We start from the raw sequence: 13,242 nt of genomic DNA on the forward strand, positions 1-13,242 counted from the left end.
ATCCGCTCTCCACCCCGGGCCCGGACGAGCACCCGTCGGCGTCTCACCCGACCGCGCACCGACGCCCACCCCGCAGCAACCACGCCTGCCGTGAGGGCGAAAGCCGCCCACTCGATGCCCCGTATCACCTCGCCCCCGCTTCCACCCCGAGCGCCCGTGCACGCACCCGCGACAGCCCGCGGTTCCGCTCGCCCGGCCGAAGAGCGGGCCCCGCACGACCTGAGGCCGCACACCGCCCACCCCACCCAGCCGGCACCTCCAGCGCGCCGTGGGCCGCCGCCCGGACGATGCGTGCCGTCCAGAGCACGCCCAACCCCTCCAGAACCGCCCCCGCCACGAGGCAGCCCAGCCCGGCCGGGGTGTGCAGCAGGACCTCCAGCGGGTGCGCCCCGAGCGCCGCACCGAGGAGCAGCCCGACGCCCGGCAGCGCGGCCAGGACGGCGATCGTCGCGCGCGGTCCTGCCAGTTCCCCGGCGATCTCCTCCGCGAGCGCCCGCTCGCCGCGCAGCGCCTCCGCGACCCGATCCAGCGCATCGGCCGACCCCGATCCGCTGCCCTCGGCCACCCGCCAGCAGGCCGCGACGGCCGCGGCCCCACTGCCGCCCGGAAGTTCGGCCAGCAGGTGCAGCGCGGCGGGTACGTCCCCGCCGTAACGGCCCGCCGCCAGTCTGGCCACCGGCTCCTCGCCGAGCCTGCGCAGCCCCTCCGGGTCGGCGGCGATCCGTGCGGTGACCAGGTGCAGCGCCTGCTCCGGCGTCGCACCACCGCGCAACTCCCCTGCCAGGCCCGCGCAGAGCTCCACCACGGCCGCGGCCCGGTGCCGGGCCTCCACCGCCAGGCGTCGCCGCAGCCGCCACCTGCGCAGCGGCAGGACGGCCAGCGCGGCCGCGAGCACCGGCACCGGTGAGGCGGTGGCCTGCCCGGCGGCCAACCCCAGTGGAAGGAGCAGCAGTTCGGGAACCAGGAAGCCCGGCAGCAGCCCCCTGGCCCAGAACCGCACCTCGATCTCCGGGCCGGGCCCCCGCACCGGAGGCCCGCTGCCCGCCAACACCAGCCTGGAGCGCTGCCCGCCCGGCAACTGCCCCTGCACCGCACGCCACGCGGCGACGGCCACCAGGAACAACGCCAGCACCCAGCAGAACGCGAGCTGACTCTGCATCACTTCACCCACCTCCGTTGACCTCGGTCTTTCCGGCCCGCGCCGCCGAGCAGCACCAGAGCTCCCACGGCGCACCCGCCCACCAACAGGGCGAAGGCGACTTCCACCACCCGCACGTCCGCGCCCACCGGCCCGGCCACCGTCACCGCGATCACGGGCGCCCCCGCCCGAGCGACACCCCGCGTGCCGCCAGCAGTCCGACCAGCCGCTCCCACCCCGCACCGGGGCTCAGGCCACCGGACGCCGGGAAGGCCACCGCGGGCGTGGTCACGGCCGACCCGTCACCGGCCCCGGCCAGCGTGTGGATCTCCGCCACCCGGCGCCGCCCCGAGCCCGGATCGCGGACCAGGTGCACCACCACGTCGAGCGCGGCCCGCAGTTGGCCGTGCAGCGCCGTCCGGTCGAGGCCCGCGAGCGCGCCCAGGGCCTCCAGCCGGACCGGCACGTCCGCCGCCGTGTTGGCGTGGACCGTGCCGCAGCCGCCTTCGTGCCCCGTGTTCAGCGCGGCCAGCAGGTCCGACACCTCGGGCCCGCGGACCTCGCCGATCACCAGCCGGTCCGGACGCATCCGCAGCGCCTGGCGGACGAGGTCCCGCAGGGTGAACTCGCCCAGCCCCTCCTGATTTGGCGGCCGGCTCTGCAACCGGACCACGTGCGGGTGGGCCGGTTGCAGCTCGGCGGAGTCCTCGGCGAGCACGATCCGCTCGTCCGGCCCGACCAGACCGAGCAGGGCCGACAGGAGCGTGGTCTTCCCCGAGCCCGTCCCGCCGGAGACGAGCAGCGACAGCCGGGCCCGCACGATGCCCGCGAGCAGCTCCGCACCCTGCGGTGGCAGCGACCCACCCGCCACCAGCTCGTCGAGCGTGAAGGGCCGGGGGCGGCAGACCCGCAGCGAGATGTGCGTGCAGCCGGCCGCGATCGGCGGCAGTACGGCGTGCAGCCGGGTGCCGTCCGGCAGCCGGGCGTCCACCCACGGGCGGGCGTCGTCCAGCCGCCGGCCGGCCGCCGTGGCCAGCCGGTGGGCCAGCCGCCGCACCGCCTCGGCGTCGGCGAAACGGACTCCGGTGGTTCGCTGCAGGCCGCCGCCACGGTCGACCCACACCTCGTCCGGACCGTTCACCAGGACGTCCGTGACGTCGGGCGCCGCCAGCAGCCGGTCCAGCGGGCCCGCACCCACCAGTTCGGCGCGCAGCGAGCGCACGGTGTCCAGGACCTCGTCCCCGCCGAGCGGCGGGCGGGTGGCCCGCAGCGCGGCCGCGACCGAGCCTGCCGTCGGGGCGGCCCCCGACTCGGCCAGCCGCAGTCGGACCGCGTCCACCAGGGCCGCCGCCCGCTGCTCGCGGGCCGTACGACCGTACGGACAGGGCCCGTGCCCGGGCTCCGGCGGCCCGCCGGGCGGCGGCACGCTCCGCAGCGGCCGGTGCTCCCGCGCACCGCCGCCCGGACCGGGCGATCCGCTCCGAAGGACCGTTCTGCGCAGACGGACCATCAGTACACACCTCCTCCGGCCACCGGCACCGGCGGCAGCACCTCGGTCAGGAAGCTCGCGCAGAAGCGCGCGAGCGGGCCGCCCTCCCGGCTTCCGGGCGGGACGCCCTTCACGACGTCCTGGGCCAGGCCCGGCTCCGGCTCCAGCTCCCCCGCCAGCGGCAAGCGCAGCCCGCGGACGATCTGCCGGGCCGGGAGCCCGCCGGCCTGCACCGGCCGCACCACGGCCCGGACGTCCCCGAGCCGCATCCGGGCCGCCGCCGCGACCCGGTCGGCGGCGGCCACCGCGCGCAGCTCGGCCGACACCACCAGGAGCGCCAGGTCGGACTGCTCCAGCGCCTGCCCGGCGGCCGCGTCGAGGTGCCGGGGCACGTCGACCACCACCAGCCCGCCGCGCCGCCTGGAGGCGGCCAGCACGCTGCGCATGGCCTCCGGCGGCACCGTCAGGGTGTCGCCGCGGTCCCAGGACAGGCAGGACAGCGCGGAGAGCCGTTTGAGCGCGGGCAGCGCCCGGGCCAGCTCGGCCCCGCTGACCCGCCCGCGGGAGCCGGCCAGATCGGGCCAGCGCAGCCCGCTGACCCGCTCGCCGCCGAGCAGGATGTCGAGGCCCCCGCCCAGCGGATCGCCGTCCAGGAGCATCGTCCGCCGGCCCGCCCGCGCGGCCGTGACCGCCAGCGCGCAGGCCAGGGTCGAGGCCCCGGCCCCGCCGGACCCGCCGAGCACCGCGACGGTGACCGCCGGGCAGCCGACGCCCTCGGCCGCGTCGGCGATCCGGTCGAGCAGCCAGGCCTCGGCGTCGGGCAGGAACAGCACGTGCTCGGCCCCGAGTTGGACGGCTCTGACCCACACCCCGGGGTCGTCCAGGTCCAGCCCGAGCAGCAGCACTCCGCCGCGCCGCCCCAGCCCGGAGCAGCGGACGGCCTGGTCGTCCCCGACCAGGACCAGCGAGGCCCCTTCCCAGAGGTCCCGCGTCGGCGGCGCGCCCCGGACCAGCCTCGGCTCGGTGCCCGCCGCCGCGCAGATCCGCAGCAGGTGCTCGGCCAGGCCCTCGTCCTCGGTGACGACGAGCGGCCCGGCGACCGCGGGGCCCTCGGCGGTGATGTGGTCGGCGATCGGCGTCGACATGGTTGCTCCCCTCCGCGCAGCCGGCCACCGGGGTGGCCGACGGCGCACGTCGGACGGTTCCGGCGGACGGCCGCCCGACAGGCCTCTGAGGGAGGAAGGGGGTGAGGCCCTGCCCGGCGACCGCCGCCGGTCATCACGGTGGGGGGAGATCCGGATTTCGTCATCCGGGTTCCGATTGCCTGTGGATAACTCGTGTGCTGTGGAGGAAAACGTTCACCCGGGCGGGGGGCTATTCGGCGAAGAATTGACGAAAGGGGGTCACCGAGATGAACCGGCGACCCGCCCCGTCCCGTTCAGCCGTTCTCCCGACCTCCGCCCGCCGCCTTCCGGACAGCGCTTCCGAACGGCTTCCGAACGGGCTCGCACCACCGATCGGAACCAGCCGTTCGATCCTCGACGGGCATGAGCAAATGGCGACACAGAGTGACGAAAGTCGATCGACGGGCCGGAGTGGCGACACCCCCTGTAAGCCGTCGACACGACGGCGGCGCACCCGCGGCGAGGGGCGTTCAAGCCCTGAAAATGGCCCCGGACGTGCGACGACCCCCGCCGGGGGGGAGAGCGGGGGTCGTCTATCCACAGCCCGGCTCGGGGGGGAGGAGCCGGACCGGGTTAGCACGGTCGCGAACGATCCGTGACTTCCATGGTGTACCCGAGCGGCCAGAAACACAAACCCGCACGCCCGCGAGTACGCCGAATGGCGGGGTCTTTTGCGGCTCCCTCTATCCTCGGTTCCCGTGGACACCACCGAGAACGCCGACGACTACGCCGACGAGTCCCAGGGCGACGCCACCGGGCCCGAAGAGCTCCGCCCGCCCGTTCGCCCCCGACCCGGCGGGCTGCGCACCGCGGCCTTCTTCGACCTCGACAAGACCATCATCGCCAAGTCGAGCGCACTGGCCTTCAGCCGCCCCTTCTACCAGGGCGGACTGATCAACCGTCGGGCCGTACTGCGCAGCGCGTACGCCCAGTTCGTCTTCCTGGTCGGCGGCGCGGACCACGACCAGATGGAGAAGATGCGCCAGTACCTCTCCGCGCTCACCCGGGGCTGGAACGTCCAGCAGGTCCGCGAGATCGTCGCCGAGACCCTGCACAACCTGATCGACCCGATCATCTACGACGAGGCGGCCTCGCTGATCGAGCAGCACCACGCGGCCGGCCGGGACGTGGTGATCGTCAGCAGCTCCGGCTCCGAGGTGGTCGAGCCGATCGGCCGGCTGCTCGGCGCGGACCACGTGATCGCCACCCGGCTCCAGGTCGAGGACGGCTGCTACACCGGCGAGATCGAGTACTACGCCTACGCCGAGAACAAGGCCGCGGCCATTCGGGAGTTGGCCGCGACCGAGGGCTACGATCTGGCCGCCTCCTTCGCCTACAGCGACTCCTCCACCGACCTGCCGCTGCTGGAGGCGGTCGGCCACCCGTCGGCGGTCAACCCGGACCGCGCGCTGCGGAAGGAGGCGCAGGCCCGGGAGTGGCCGGTGCTGGTCTTCGACAAGCCGGTGGAACTGCGGCGCCGACTGCCCGAGTTCTCGGCCCCGAGCGGCTCGGTGCTGACCGCGGTGGCGGTCGGGACGGCCGTGGTGACCGCCGGGGTGATCTGGTACCTGGCCCGCCGGAGGCGCCCCCTCGCCTGAGGCGGGCGGCCCGGCAGTCCTTGGACAAAACGGTCAATCGGGACAGACTTCTCTTTTCGGGTTCCCCTTTCCCCCGAAACGCGATACAAATGAAGCACGGCCCGCGAGACCCGGTCAGGACCTTAAGAGGTCAAACCGACAACGCAGTTCAGGCCCCACGGACCGCACGTACAGATATCCGGGCACCCACATGCAGCCGACCCGCTGTCGGGCCGCCGGACCAGACGAACGGGCAGGATCCCCGTCTGATCGGCACTTCCGGTGCATGCATGGTCACCCGGTATCTGCACCAGCGGCGGCACCCGGCAGGAGCAGGTGCCGCCGCATCCTCGTCTCCGCGCGCCCCCTCTCGGGGCGCGCGCGCCGTCCCGAGCGGGGCGCTCAGACCATCCCGCGCTGCATCGCCTCGCAGACCGCCGTGCTCTCCCGCACCCCGAGCCGCAGCGCCCGACCGCTGTACGCGATCCAGGCCGCCATCCCCTCGGGGGTTCCCGCCAGGTAGCCGGCCAGGGCTCGGCGGTAGGCGGCGGTGCCCAGCTCGGCCAGGCCGACCTCGGCCGGGCAGATCGACTTCGGGTCGAGCCCCTCGGCGATCAGCACGATCCGCTGGGCGGCCCGCGCGATCACGCCGTTATGGGCGCCGAACGGCCGCAGCGCGAGCAGTTCGCCGTGCACCACCGAGGCCACGACGAGGGCCGGCGTGCCCACGCCCTGGCCCTCCGCGCGCGCCACCAGCAGCCGGGAGAGCTGGTCGAGCCGGGCCGCGACCTCCTCCGCACCCGGAGCGGGCGGCAGCACGGGCGGCGGCCCGTCGACGGCCTCGACCTCGACGCTCTCCACCGGCTCCAGCTCCTGCGGGAACAACACCTCCGCGCCCTCCCCGGCCCGCCGCGGGCGACCGGCGGCCGGATCGCCGTCGCCGACCGCGAGCAGGTGCAGCCGGGCCAGCACCTGGAGCGGCGAGTGCCGCCAGATGCTGAGCAGCTGGCCGGCCTCGGCGGCGATCCGCAGGGCCGCGCCGACCGTCCGGGCCTCGGGGTCCGCGCCGAAGTCGCTGCGGCGGCGGACCTCCTCCAGCGGCCAGTCGGCCCCGGCCAGGGCCGCCGACGCGCGGGCGCCGCGCAGCGCGGACTCGGAGGTGACCTCGGCCGCGCGGCGACGCATCACCCGGTGGCCGTAGAGCCGGTCGACGGCCTTGCGCACCTCGGCGACCGCGTCGGGCACCCCGGGGAGCTGGGCCAGCGGGGCGAGGGGATCAGTTCCAGTGCTCACCTACCCGAGAGTAATGAACGGGCCGCCCCTCCCGGAACAGCAACCCCGCATCACCCGTTAGAGGCAATCCTCACTTCCCGCCCCCGGCGACACCCAAACCCCGGCTAGCATGGCCGCTATCGGAGACGATAACGATTTCCAACTAGGGGCGGCGTCGCGCGGCCCCTGGGCGGACGGCCCGCAGTGAGGGCCCTGAGCGAGAGCCGGAGTCCCCAGATGAAGATCGCCTTCGTCGGCAAGGGCGGCAGCGGGAAGACCACGCTGTCCGCGCTGTTCATCCGCCACCTGGCAGCCCTGGGCCGGCCGGTCGTCGCCGTGGACGCCGACATCAACCAGCACCTGGGCTCCGCGCTGGGCCTGACGGACGATCAGGCCGCCGCCCTGCCCTCACTGGGCGGGCACCTGCCGGAGATCAAGGAGTACCTGCGCGGCAGCAACCCGCTCATCCGCTCCTCCGACGAGATGATCAAAACCACGCCGCCCGGCCGCGGTTCGCGGCTGCTGCGGATCGTCGAGGAGAACCCGGTCTACGCCGCCTGCGCCCGCCCGATCGCGCTGGACGAGGGCTCGGTCCGGCTGCTGGCGACCGGCGCGTTCACCGAGGAGGACCTCGGGGTGGCCTGCTACCACTCCAAGGTCGGCGCGGTGGAGCTGCTGCTCAACCACCTGCTGGACGGCCCGGGCGAGTACCTGGTGACCGACATGACCGCGGGCTCGGACTCCTTCGCCTCCGGCCTGTTCACCCGCTTCGACCTGACCTTCCTGGTCGCCGAACCGACCCGCAAGGGCGTCTCCGTCTACCGCCAGTACAAGGACTACGCCCGCGACTTCGGCGTGCGGCTGCGGGTGGTCGGCAACAAGGTGCAGGGGCCGGACGACCTGGCCTTCCTGCGCCGCGAGGTCGGCGACGACCTGCTCACCACCTTCCGGCAGTCGGACTGGGTGCGCCGCCTGGAGCAGGGCGCCGAACCGCCGCTGAAGTCCCTGGAGACGGCCGACCGGGCCGTGCTGGAGGAGCTGCGGATCGAGGCCGACGCGGCGTACGGGAGGCGGGACGCGCGCCGCTACACCGAGCAGGCGGTGCTCTTCCACCGCCGCAACGCGGAGAGTTGGGCCAACTCCAAGGTCGGCATCGACCTCGCGACCCAGGTGGACGAGGACTTCGTCCTGGGCGGGTTCGCGGACGGCGACACGCGCACCGCGCCGGCAGGCGCCCGCGCCTGACCCCCACCACCGCCGCCGAACGGGCCGCGACCTCCCCCGCTCCGGGAGGTCGCGGCCCGTTCGCCGCGCCCGGCCCCGGAGCCGACCCCGGCGGACGGGAGCCACGACCGCTGCGACCAGCAGATTCCCGACCGTTAGGCCACCACCCATTGGGGTGAATCAGGGGGTTTTCCGCTTCCCTCCCGGAACCACGCTGTGCAAAGCTTTCATTACCCTCGGTTTACCGAGTCTTGATGGTTCGCCCGGCGGCCCCCGGTGAGACGTCCCGCACCTCGCCCGAAGCCCTGGCGGGCCTGATGGTCAACGCCGGCCGGTGACACCCGCACTCCCCCGCCGCGCCCACGCCATCCCGCCACACCGTCGCGCCCACGACAGCCGATCCGCCCCGGAGCCCCACCCCGGATTCACCGCCGGACCTGACTGCGTTCGCTCCCCCGGACAGACGGGAAGACAATGACCCTCGACATCTCCAGCGCCCCCATCGCCTCCGACACCACCGACCACGCGCCGCCGGGCGCGGGCCCCCGCATCCGGTGGGCCCAGGACCTCTCCGCGTCCCTCGTGGTCTTCCTGATCGCCGTGCCGTTCTCCCTCGGCATCGCGCTCGCCACCGGCGCCCCGCTCACCGCCGGTCTGGCCGCCGCGGCCGTGGGCGGCATCGTGGTCGGGCTGTTCGGCGGCACACCGCTCCAGGTCAGTGGCCCCTCGGCGGCGCTGACGGTGATCACCGCCGGACTGATCGCCCAGTACGGCTGGCGGGCCACCTGCGCCATCACCGTCGCCGCCGGACTGCTCCAACTCCTGCTCGGCGCACGCCGGGTGGCCCGGACCGCGCTCGCCGTCTCGCCCGCGATCGTGCACGGCATGCTGGCGGGGGTCGGGATCACCATCGCCATCGCGCAGCTGCACGTCGTCCTCGGCGGCTCGCCGCAGAGCTCCGCGATCGCCGACGTCCTGGCCCTTCCCGGCCAGTTGGCCGGCCCGCACCCACCCGCGCTGCTGGCCGGCGCGGTGACCGTGGCCGTCCTGGTCGGCTGGCCCCGGCTCGGCCGACTGCCCGGCCGAGCGGGCGAGTTCGGCGCCCGGCTGGCCAGGGTCCCCGGCCCGCTGGCCGGGGTCGCACTGGCCACCGCCCTCGTGTTCGCCCTGGACCTGCGGCTCGCCCACATCGAGCTGCCCGCCTGGCGGCCGCAGGCACTCCTGCCCGCGCTGCCGCACGGCCCGGTCCTCGGGCTGCTCGCCGCCGTCCTCACCGTCACCGCCGTAGCCAGCGTGGAGTCGCTGCTGTCCGCCGTCGCGACCGACCGGATGTCCCGCCGCACCGGCGACCTCGACCGCGAACTGCGCGGGCAGGGCCTCGCCAACCTGGTGAGCGGACTGGTCGGCGGGCTGCCGGTCGCCGGGGGCGCGGTGCGCAGCACCGCCAACGTGCGGGCCGGCGGCCAGACCAGGTGGGCCTCGGTGCTGCACGGCGTCTGGGTGCTGGCCGCCGCGCTGGCGCTGACCGGCGGACTGCGCCGGATCCCCCTGGCCGCGCTCGCCGCGCTGGTGCTGGTGGTCGGGCTGCAGATGGTGAGCTTCGCGCACATCCGCAAGGTGCACCGGCACCGCGAGTTCCCGGTCTACCTGATCACCGTGCTCGGTGTGGTGGCCGCCGGCGTGCTGTGGGGCGTCGCGATCGGCGCCGGCACCGCCGTCCTGCTCGCCCTCTACCGGCTGACCCGCGCCCATGTGGACGTGGAGACCGGCCCCGGGGGCGCGGTCACCGTCCGGACGCACGGCCCGCTCACCTTCACCACCGTGCCCCGGCTCGGTCGGGCACTGGCCGGCATCCCGGCCGGGGCCGAGGTCACCATGGTCCACGACGGCTCCTTCCTGGACCACGCCGCGTACGAGACGCTGCACACCTGGCGGGCCGGGCACCAGGAGGCGGGCGGCCTGGTCTCGATGGTGACGCGCCGCCAGGACGACGAGGTGCTCGACCCGGACGGCACCGTGCGTGCGGGCAGTTCACCGGGCCCGCACCGCTGCCGGGCCTGGACGCCCTGGGTCGGCCACCACTGCATCGAGCAGCAGGAGGACCCGCACGGCCGACTGCTGGACGGCGTCCGGGTGTTCCAGCTGCACACCGCCCCGCTGGTCCGGCCGGAACTCGCCCGGCTGGCGCGCGAGGGGCAGACGCCCTCCCAGCTCTTCCTGACCTGCGCGGACTCCCGGATGGTCACCAGCATGATCACCAACAGCGGTCCGGGGGACCTGTTCACCGTGCGGAACGTGGGCAACCTGGTGCCGGCCCCGCACGAACCCGGCGCGGCGGACGACTCGGTGGCCGCCGCGGTGCAGTACGCGGTCGAGGTGCTGGAGGTGCGCTCGATCACGGTCTGCGGCCACTCCGGCTGCGGCGCGATGCAGGCCCTGCTGGACGGCGTGCACGAGCGCCCCGGTCCGCCCACCCCGCTGACCCGCTGGCTGCGCAACGGCCGCGGCTCGCTGGACCGGCTCCGACGGGTCCCGGCGGAGTTCGCCGCCCGGCCCGCGGTGGACGTCGTGGAGCAGCTCTGCATCACCAACGTGGTCCAGCAGCTGGACCAGTTGCTGGCCAACCCGGCGGTGGAGCGCCGGGTCGAGGAGGGCACCCTGCGGCTGGTCGGGATGTACTTCGACCTCGCGACGGCCCAGGCCTACGTCCTCGACCGGGCCGCCGGGACGTTCAGCCCGGTCGAGGCCCGCACCGGGAAGGACGCGAACGGAATCGAACACCACACCGAGGCCCCCATCGGAACCGGCCCCGATGTCCGGCCGAACACAGCATCGGCCGAACGGGTGAGGGAGGATGATCGGGTTCCGGTCGAGGGCGGCGAGGAGGGCCCCCGGCTGGCCGCCTGAGAGCCGGGTCCGTGTCCCCGCCGGGCGGGCCGGGGCACGGGCCCACCCACCCCCGAACGGCCGTCCGGTCCTCCGCGGCGGACCGGACGCGAGGCCGGCCGGTCGCCGGTCGGCCGCCGCCCGGCCGTCGGTCAAAGGTCTACACCAATTCACAGGAGCCTCTTGTCAACTGCCCCGTTCGCCTGGTGAGCTGTGCGCTGGGACACACGGGACAATCCCCACGCACGGGATCGCCCCCGATCATGACTCGATGAGGAGTGCGCGTTGAGCAACGAGAGCCTGGCCAACCTGCTCAAGGAGGAGCGGCGCTTCGCCCCTCCGGCAGAGCTCGCCGCCGCCGCCAACGTCACCGTGGCCGCGTACGCGCAGGCCTCCGAGGACCGTCTGGGCTTCTGGGCCGAGCAGGCCCGTCGCCTCACCTGGGCCGTCGAGCCGACCGAGACCCTCGACTGGTCCAACCCTCCCTTCGCCAAGTGGTTCGCCGACGGCAAGCTCAATGTCGCGTACAACTGCGTCGACCGCCACGTGGAGAACGGCCTGGGCGACCGGGTCGCCATCCACTTCGAGGGCGAGCCCGGCGACGGCCGTTCGATCACGTACGCCCAGCTCAAGGACGAGGTCTCGCAGGCCGCGAACGCGCTGCTGGAGCTCGGCGTCCGCAAGGGCGACCGGGTCGCCGTCTACCTGCCGATGATCGCCGAGGCGGTCGTCGCGATGCTCGCCTGTGCCCGGATCGGCGCCACCCACTCGGTGGTCTTCGGCGGCTTCTCCTCCGACGCCGTCGCCTCCCGCATCCAGGACGCCGAGGCCAAGCTCGTCATCACCGCCGACGGCGGCTACCGGCGCGGCAAGCCCTCCGCCCTCAAGCCGGCCATCGACGAGGCGCTCACCAAGGTCGACGGCGTCGAGCACGTCCTGGTGGTCCGCCGCACCGGGCAGGACATCCCATGGACCGAGGGCCGCGACGTCTGGTGGCACGAGATCACCGCGCGCCAGTCCACCGAGCACACCCCCGAGGCGCACGACGCCGAGCACCCGCTGTTCATCCTCTACACCTCGGGCACCACCGGTAAGCCCAAGGGCATCCTGCACACCTCGGGCGGCTACCTCACCCAGGCCAGCTACACCCACCACGCGGTCTTCGACCTCAAGCCGGAGACCGACGTCTACTGGTGCACCGCCGACATCGGCTGGGTCACCGGCCACTCGTACATCGTCTACGGGCCGCTCTCCAACGGCGCCACCCAGGTCATCTACGAGGGCACCCCGGACACCCCGCACCAGGGCCGGTTCTGGGAGATCGTCCAGAAGTACGGCGTGACCATCCTCTACACCGCGCCGACCGCGATCCGCACCTTCATGAAGTGGGGCGACGACATCCCCGCGAAGTTCGACCTGTCCTCGCTGCGGGTGCTGGGCAGCGTCGGCGAGCCGATCAACCCCGAGGCCTGGATCTGGTACCGGGAGCACATCGGCGGCGGCACGTGTCCGATCGTGGACACCTGGTGGCAGACCGAGACGGGCGCCATCATGATCAGCCCGCTGCCGGGCGTCACCGAGACCAAGCCGGGCTCGGCCCAGCGCGCCCTGCCGGGCATCGCGGCCACCGTGGTGGACGACAACGCCGCCGAGGTGTCGAACGGCTCCGGCGGCTACCTGGTGCTCACCGAGCCGTGGCCGTCCATGCTGCGCACCATCTGGGGCGACGACCAGCGCTACATCGACACCTACTGGTCGCGCTTCGAGGGCCGCTACTTCGCCGGTGACGGCGCCAAGAAGGACGAGGACGGGGACATCTGGCTGCTCGGCCGGGTGGACGACGTCATGCTCGTCTCGGGCCACAACATCTCGACCACCGAGGTCGAGTCGGCCCTGGTCGGCCACCCGTCCGTGGCCGAGTCCGCCGTGGTCGGCGCGACCGACGCCACCACCGGCCAGGCCATCGTCGCCTTCGTGATCCTGCGCGGCGGTGCCACCGAGAGCCCCGAGCTGGTCGAGGAGCTGCGGGCCCACGTCGGCCGCACGCTCGGCCCGATCGCCAAGCCGAAGCAGATCAAGGTGGTCGGCGAGCTGCCGAAGACCCGCTCCGGCAAGATCATGCGCCGCCTGCTGCGCGACATCGCCGAGGGCCGCGAGGTCGGTGACACCACCACCCTGGCGGACAGCACGGTGATGAGCCAGATCCAGGCCCAGCTGCCGTCCTCGGACAACGGCAACGGCTGAGCCCACCGGGCCGGCGGCCGCTGACCCTCCGGGTCCGCGACGGCTGACCCACTGAGACAACGGCTGTGCCCCGGACGGTGATCACCGTCCGGGGCACAGCCGTTTCGCCATCCGTTTCGTCAGCCGTACGACAACCGTCTCGTCGGCCGTCTCGCCGGTCGTTCCGCCGGTCGTTCCGTCAACCGCCGCTTCCGCACCCGTTCGGGTACAGAGCGGCCGTTCGGGTGC

8 protein-coding genes are annotated in these 13,242 nt (G+C 74.1%); 4 read left to right on the forward strand and 4 right to left on the reverse strand.

Features of this window, described 5'->3' with window-relative positions; translation table 11 throughout:
* Positions 1 to 124: 124 nt before the first annotated feature.
* The 3 genes from ACFCY1_RS29385 to ssd form a co-directional block, all read right to left on the reverse strand.
* Positions 125 to 1,159 carry a type II secretion system F family protein gene (locus tag ACFCY1_RS29385; RefSeq protein WP_375876589.1) on the reverse strand — a complete coding sequence of 345 codons (1,035 nt, stop codon included), beginning with the start codon at positions 1,157 to 1,159 and terminating at the stop codon, positions 125 to 127.
* A 151-nt stretch (positions 1,160 to 1,310) separates the two neighbouring features.
* Complete coding sequence (locus ACFCY1_RS29390; RefSeq protein ID WP_079271966.1) at positions 1,311 to 2,648, reverse strand: TadA family conjugal transfer-associated ATPase; 1,338 nt, start codon at positions 2,646 to 2,648, stop codon at positions 1,311 to 1,313.
* Positions 2,648 to 3,772 (reverse strand): septum site-determining protein Ssd, encoded by a 1,125-nt coding sequence (ssd, locus tag ACFCY1_RS29395; RefSeq protein WP_375876576.1) that lies wholly within the window; start codon positions 3,770 to 3,772, stop codon positions 2,648 to 2,650. The genes ACFCY1_RS29390 and ssd overlap by 1 nt, the downstream gene beginning before the upstream one ends.
* Before the next feature lie 839 nt (positions 3,773 to 4,611).
* On the opposite strand from ssd, the gene ACFCY1_RS29400 reads away from it, so the two are divergent.
* A complete protein-coding gene (locus tag ACFCY1_RS29400; protein ID WP_049660070.1) occupies positions 4,612 to 5,409 on the forward strand; it encodes an HAD family phosphatase in 798 nt (265 codons plus the stop codon).
* A gap of 381 nt (positions 5,410 to 5,790) precedes the next feature.
* On the opposite strand, the gene ACFCY1_RS29405 is transcribed toward ACFCY1_RS29400, so the two are convergent.
* Positions 5,791 to 6,681, reverse strand: a complete 891-nt coding sequence (locus tag ACFCY1_RS29405) for an oxidoreductase (RefSeq protein WP_375876578.1) — start codon at positions 6,679 to 6,681, stop codon at positions 5,791 to 5,793.
* A 216-nt stretch (positions 6,682 to 6,897) separates the two neighbouring features.
* On the opposite strand from ACFCY1_RS29405, the gene ACFCY1_RS29410 reads away from it, so the two are divergent.
* The 3 genes from ACFCY1_RS29410 to acs all read left to right on the forward strand — a co-directional run bounded on the left by ACFCY1_RS29410 (position 6,898) and on the right by acs (position 13,014).
* On the forward strand, positions 6,898 to 7,905 hold the full coding sequence (locus ACFCY1_RS29410; protein WP_375876579.1) for an ATP-binding protein: 1,008 nt from the start codon (positions 6,898 to 6,900) through the stop codon (positions 7,903 to 7,905).
* A 453-nt stretch (positions 7,906 to 8,358) separates the two neighbouring features.
* A complete protein-coding gene (locus ACFCY1_RS29415; RefSeq protein ID WP_375876581.1) occupies positions 8,359 to 10,791 on the forward strand; it encodes a SulP family inorganic anion transporter in 2,433 nt (810 codons plus the stop codon).
* A gap of 264 nt (positions 10,792 to 11,055) precedes the next feature.
* Complete coding sequence (gene acs, locus ACFCY1_RS29420; RefSeq protein WP_375876583.1) at positions 11,056 to 13,014, forward strand: acetate--CoA ligase; 1,959 nt, start codon at positions 11,056 to 11,058, stop codon at positions 13,012 to 13,014.
* The last annotated feature ends 228 nt before the right edge of the window (positions 13,015 to 13,242 follow it).

The sequence above is a fragment of the Kitasatospora sp. NPDC056273 genome, from assembly GCF_042268845.1.
Lineage (GTDB): Bacteria > Actinomycetota > Actinomycetes > Streptomycetales > Streptomycetaceae > Kitasatospora.